We start from the raw sequence: 4,223 nt of genomic DNA on the forward strand, positions 1-4,223 counted from the left end.
TGGCCTTGACGATCTGGGTGATCGCTTTGCCAGTGATGTCCTTGGCGCCGGTGCCCGAGGCATCTTGGGCCTGCTGGAGCTTGGCATCGACCGTTGCGCCCGTGCCCAGCACGCCGGTCTGGACAATGGCCAGAAGGCCGTGGTGGTTGGCCACTGAGATCCAGCCTGTGGTGGCGGTTCCGGCCGCTTGGCTGGAGGGATCGAGCGTAGCGAGGATGGCGAGCAGTTCACTGCCCTTTGCATTGGGAAACATGAGCGTTCTCCTTGAAGAATTGAAACGAGTTGACGGCTACCGATCAGCGGGCACCGAGTTGCACGAAGGGAGAAAGCGAAGCGCTTCCCTTGGCTGGCGAGATCGGTGCTGCCAGCTTGGACTGCCCGTCCATGCGGAAGGTGGTCCTAAAAGCCGTCAGATCGGCATCGAAATACAGATGCATAGACGTTGCCGTTTGCATGCCGCCGGCCTTGGTAATCGTCTGGTAATAAGAAAGGTCTGCCAGCAGCACATCGCCTTGCCCCGAGAAGGTGTTGGCGTGTTGCGAGACGAAGACCGGCCGGCCCAGCAAAGAGCCGTAGGGCGAGACCTGGATGCCACCGACATTGATGCCAACGGGCAGGTAGATCGGGTAGTTGCCCAAGGTGAGCGTAAAGAGCGCGGGCAAGACGTCGTTGTTGACGATCCAGACCGCCTTGGAAAACGATCCTGGGGGCAGGCGCGAGATCATCTTGGCCAGGTTTTGGGCAAGCAGCGTCTGTGCGGCTTGCCCGGTCTCCTTGGCCACCGTCACCGTCGAGCCACCGCTCATGCAACCCATAGGCACACCAGTGCCCGAGCCAAAGAGGATGGACTCGTTGGTCTTCCAGCGGATCGAGGTGGCGATCTTGTCGGGCAGATAGGTTGAAAGCGCGTTGGTGTCATCCAGCAGTTCGTCCGTCACTGGCACCAAGGCCATCAGCTTTTTAAGGCGCAGGCTGGACAGACCCAGGACCGGCTTGGTCCCTGCCGCAGGCGTTGCCTCGCCTTGCCAGTAGGCGCGAATGCCGTTGGTACCCCAGGGCGTAGTCTCATCTTTGGGAAACGCCATGGTGTTGCCCGTGATCTCGACGTTGTCGGTCATCGGCAAGAGGGAGTCCTCCCCCAAAGAAAGCTGGAAGATTTCCTGCGCAAACTGCGGCGGCACCAGAAAGCCGCCGTCCTGGCCCGAGCCCTCGGCTCCGAAGTTGGCAGGAACCGCAGCACCCCGGTTAGCGCCGATCAGCAAGCGCTCATCGATGCCATTGCCAGGCTTTTGCGCATGGCAGACCGTTTTGAGGAACTCGCCCACGCTTTTGAATCCGTGGCGGGGGTCTGCCTCCCGGTTGTCCGTGACGGTCACGAACCCTCGCGCCGAATCGTCGGGCAGCATGGCCATTCGGGCTTCTTCCGCAATCAGCGCCGACTCACGGTCAATGGCCGCTGATGCCGCTTCGATTCGAAGCTTCAAGGCATCGAAGGCGTTCATCTCCTCCTCATTCATATCCCGCTGCTCGGCAGCTGCTGCATCGGTGAGCGCGCGGGCGTCTTTGATCAGGCCCGCTTTGCGAGCCTGCAGTTCACGAAGTTGTTTACTCATTTGGATCTCCAGAAAAAAACAAAGCCGCCCAACACCCACAGGTGTGGCGGCAAAAATGAATCGACAGGATTACCCCTAGGGGCTACTCATTTGAAGCAACCATGCGCGGAGGCCCGCAGTTACGCTCGATCGCACCACGCATATCAGCCTTGATCATGGTCGTTTATCCCAGCAGTACAAGATCCGCACGCGCGCGATCGATCTGAGCAGTACGCGACCTCGAACCGGGCGGGCCTTGTCTATCGCGCTTTTGCATTCGACTGAGCACGTCCTCAAGCGTGGCAACCCCATCCACCATGTTTTGCTCAAGAGCGACTTGCGCGCCTACAACCCGGCCTTGACCCATCCCATCCCGGACCTGCGAAATCGGTACCCCCCGGCCACGCGAGACGGCCTCGGCAAATGCAGCGTAGTACTCGTCCACCCGGGACTGCATGAACGATTGCGCCTCTGAGTCGAGCGGGCTGTAGGGGTTGCCCTCAACCTTGAACTTGCCTGCCGAAATGAGTGTGGTGGTGACACCGGCCTCATCAAGTGCTCGGCTGAAGTCCTGGTGTGCTTGCCACACGCCAATCGACCCGACCTCGCCCCCAGGGGTGACGTAGAACTCGTTGGCGGCGCAGCCAATCCAGTAGGCCGCAGAGGCGGCCAGTGAGTTGGCGATGGCCACCACGGGCTTTTGCGCCCGCGCCGCCATGATTTCGTCGGCCAGTTCGCAGACCCCATAGACACTGCCGCCAGGACTATCGATGTCGATCAGGATCTGGCTGACGCTCTTATCGGCAACGAGTTCACGCAAGGCCGCAGCAAACTGCTGCGTGCTTGTCATCCCTGGGCCCGAGACGGCATCGACCATGTTGCCGCGCTGGGTGATGACCCCGTAAAGAGGAAGAACGGCGATTCCACCTGGAGAAGGCGCAGCGCTGGATGCGCGGCGGATCTCGCGGGAAACGCGGTCAATTTCGATTTGTTTGAGGGTGTCGGGGTCAGCCGCATTGCCCACCGACCAGCGGGTGGCAATGCTTGCCAGCGCCTGAAGGCGCTCTGGCATCAGCGCCCAGGGGGTGGCCAGACATTCAGCGACCAGCAGGGATGGATTCATGGGTAGGTTCCTCGGTGGATCGGGGTATCGGATGCGCCTGAGGCGTCTGAGGCGTCTGAGTCGGTTTCGGACGTGTCATTTGGACGCTGGCCAGTCGTTAGGATTTCGGGGTCGGCCTTGTCGGCGTGGTTTTCTTCAACCATGTTGAGCGGTCGAAGCGGCTCGTCCAAGCCGTCAATGGGGTTCAGGTTCTCGGCGATCCGAGCCTCGTTGCGCGTGAGCCAGCCGTTTTGAATTCCACTTTGGTAGTAGGCCGAGCGGCTGGCTGCGTCACCGCGCATGAGGTTGGCAAAGTCAAACTCAATCTCCAGCGGATCGTTATCGAGCAGAAGTTCCGCTTCGATCGATGCCTCCCAGCGTTCGGCCCAGGGCGTCATGGTGTGCATCACGAACTCGAGCGACTGCTGCTCGATGTTCGAGAACGTGGCGCGGTCCAGGTCGGCAATCATGTGGGGCGGCACCCGAAATAGCCGGGCAATATCGGTGATCTGGAACTTTCTAAGCTCCAGAAACTGGGCGTCCTTGTTGGTCACGCCCACCTCATGGAACTTCATCCCGTTCTCAAGCACCAGCACCTTGCCGCGGTTGGCACCTGACTGGGCCGCTTGGTAGGACTCGCGAAAGACCTTTTTAGCCTCGGGATCTTTGAAGGAGCCCGGAAACTCAATCCAGCCGCCCGATGGCTTTGCATCATTGGCAAAAAATCGAGCGCCATAGTCCTGCGCAGCGAGCGCGATCCCTAGGCTTTCACGTGCAAGCTCAATCGGGTTCATGCCCATGACACCGTCAGACGATAGCCCTCGCAGGTGCCAGACGGCGCTTCGGACAAGGACAGTTTCATCGCCAAAGCGATCGGTGATTCGGTACCGAAACTCGCCTGAGCGCATCACCTCAACGCGAACCCGGTCGGGATGGATGGGCAACAACTCGGTGATCTCGCCACGGGGGTTGGTGATGATCTGACAGTAGGCATTGCCTCTGAGCGCAAGGTGGCCCTGAAGCATCTCCCGCCACTCGAATGGGTTTTGATAGCGGTTGGGCCGCCGGCACAAAAGCCGGTAAAGCCAGTGATCGATCACCCGGTCTTTGCCGCCGTCTTCGCGCTTTCGATACAGCACGATCGGAAGCGATGCCATCGTCTCCGACAAGATGCGTACGCAGGCGTACACCGCCGAAAGGCGAAGCGCCCCATCAGGCGAGACGCGCAGACCCGTTGCCGACCGGATCGAGACCGGCTCAAACCAAAAGTCTCCCCAGCTGGATCTGTCATCGCTCGATGCACGAAATCGCTCGAAGAAGTTCAGTAGTCCCATTGGTGAATGTCAGAAAACGACCTAGCCAGCTCGCTCAGAGCAGCATCAATTCGTAGTCGGATCCCAGCACCACGTTCTCCCCGGGCTTGATAGCCCGAGAGAGCGCCATGATCAGTGCCACGATGCCGTCGATCTTGTTTTCTGCTCGCTCCTTGCGTGGGTAAATGTTGTCTTTGACGTCCAGGTGCGCCACCA

3 protein-coding genes and 1 pseudogene are annotated in these 4,223 nt (G+C 60.0%); all 4 read right to left on the reverse strand.

Annotation, left to right across the window (positions count from 1 at the left end; all coding sequences use genetic code 11):
* Positions 1-253, reverse strand: a pseudogene (locus ACOVRJ_RS04005) (hypothetical protein); the annotation flags it as partial.
* A gap of 43 nt (positions 254-296) precedes the next feature.
* On the reverse strand, positions 297-1,613 hold the full coding sequence (locus ACOVRJ_RS04010) for a phage major capsid protein (protein WP_422042607.1): 1,317 nt from the start codon (positions 1,611-1,613) through the stop codon (positions 297-299).
* 163 nt (positions 1,614-1,776) lie between these two features.
* Entirely contained in the window at positions 1,777-2,715 is a 939-nt protein-coding gene (locus ACOVRJ_RS04015; RefSeq protein ID WP_422042608.1) for a S49 family peptidase, read from the reverse strand.
* The gene (locus tag ACOVRJ_RS04020) at positions 2,712-4,028 is read right to left on the reverse strand and encodes a phage portal protein (protein WP_422042609.1); all 1,317 of its coding nucleotides are present in this window, start codon (positions 4,026-4,028) and stop codon (positions 2,712-2,714) included. Before ACOVRJ_RS04020 ends, ACOVRJ_RS04015 begins: the two co-directional genes overlap by 4 nt.
* Positions 4,029-4,223: the final 195 nt, after the last annotated feature.

It is taken from the genome of Roseateles sp., from assembly GCF_049240545.1.
Lineage (GTDB): Bacteria > Pseudomonadota > Gammaproteobacteria > Burkholderiales > Burkholderiaceae_C > Paucibacter_A.